The organism is Alteromonas antoniana (assembly GCF_019249295.1).
Taxonomy (GTDB): domain Bacteria; phylum Pseudomonadota; class Gammaproteobacteria; order Enterobacterales; family Alteromonadaceae; genus Alteromonas; species Alteromonas antoniana.
Window position 1 is genome coordinate 1 of record NZ_JAESDH010000074.1, and the last position, 1,233, is coordinate 1,233.

Sequence of the window (1,233 nt, forward strand, 5' to 3'; positions counted from 1 at the left end):
TGAATCGACACCAATAATCTAGACACTTCCTAGCCGTTCTTGATGTCGTTTTTCATACTCTACTGGCGAAAGTAGATCATTGAAACCATGTTTTCGTTTATTGTTATAAAACATTTCTATGTAATCGAAGATATCACTTCTAGCATCGTCCCTTGTTGAATAGACTTTTCGCTTAACTCGTTCACGTTTTAGCAATTGGAAGAAGCTCTCAGCAACCGCGTTATCATGACAGTTACCTCGTCGGCTCATGCTGCCTTCAAGACCATTTACTTTAAGGAAGTGTTGCCAATCATGGCTGGTGTATTGACTACCTTGATCGGAGTGGACTGTCACCATTTTCTTAGGGTTACGTCGCCATACTGCCATTAACAATGCATTTAACACGATTTCCTTCGTGATCCGTGATTGCATTGACCAACCAATGACTTTACGAGAGAACAAGTCGACAACCACAGCCAAGTAAAGCCACCCTTCATGAGTACGGATATGAGTGATGTCGGTCACCCATGACTCATCTGGCGATTCTGGATTAAATTGCCGCTGCAATCGATTGGGCACGACGATATGGCTCTCACCGCTACGATGACGAGGTTTCCGGTATCCGACCTGAGCTTTTAGTCCTTCCTCCCGCATCAGCCGATAAACGCGATTAACACCGCATTTCTCACCAACATCACGTAAGTCAGAATGAACTTTCCGGTAACCGTAAACACCACCAGACTCTAACCAGAACTGTTTAATCAAACCTGTAATACGTTGATTGGCTTTAGCTCGGTTAGAGTGAGGCTTTTTATTCCATGCGTAATATCCACTCGGATGAACATCGAACATTTTACAAAGCCAACGAACAGGCCAACTGTCCGAGTTTTCTTTAATAAAGGCATACCTCAGTCGGACTGCTTTGCGAAGTATGCCGCGGCTTTTTTCAACAGGTCACGTTCTTCTGTCGTCCGTTTTAATTCTTTTTGTAACCGTTTAATTTCGGCTTGAGCATCGCTCAGATCATTGTGCTGTTTAGAGTCAGGGCCGTATTTTTTGACCCAAGCATAAAGACTGTGTGTTGTGACATCTAATCGTTTCGCAACGTCAGATATTGAATGACCGCGATCAACTACCTGTTTAACCGCTTCAATTTTGAATTCTTCTGGGTAGCGCTTGCCGCTCATATGCACCTCTGTATTTTTAGTTAGTTTATCTAACTAAGAGGCGTCTAGGAAATTAGTGTCGATTCAA

The 1,233-nt window shown here is 43.2% G+C and carries 1 protein-coding gene; it reads right to left on the reverse strand.

Going from position 1 to position 1,233, the window contains the following annotated elements; translation table 11 throughout:
- Positions 1-18: 18 nt before the first annotated feature.
- Positions 19-1,166 (reverse strand): IS3 family transposase gene (locus JKP77_RS22105; protein ID WP_218313334.1). Its coding sequence is split into 2 segments (ribosomal slippage): positions 19-920 and positions 920-1,166, totalling 1,149 coding nucleotides; the frame shifts between segments, so codons are not numbered across the junction.
- Positions 1,167-1,233 lie beyond the last annotated feature (67 nt).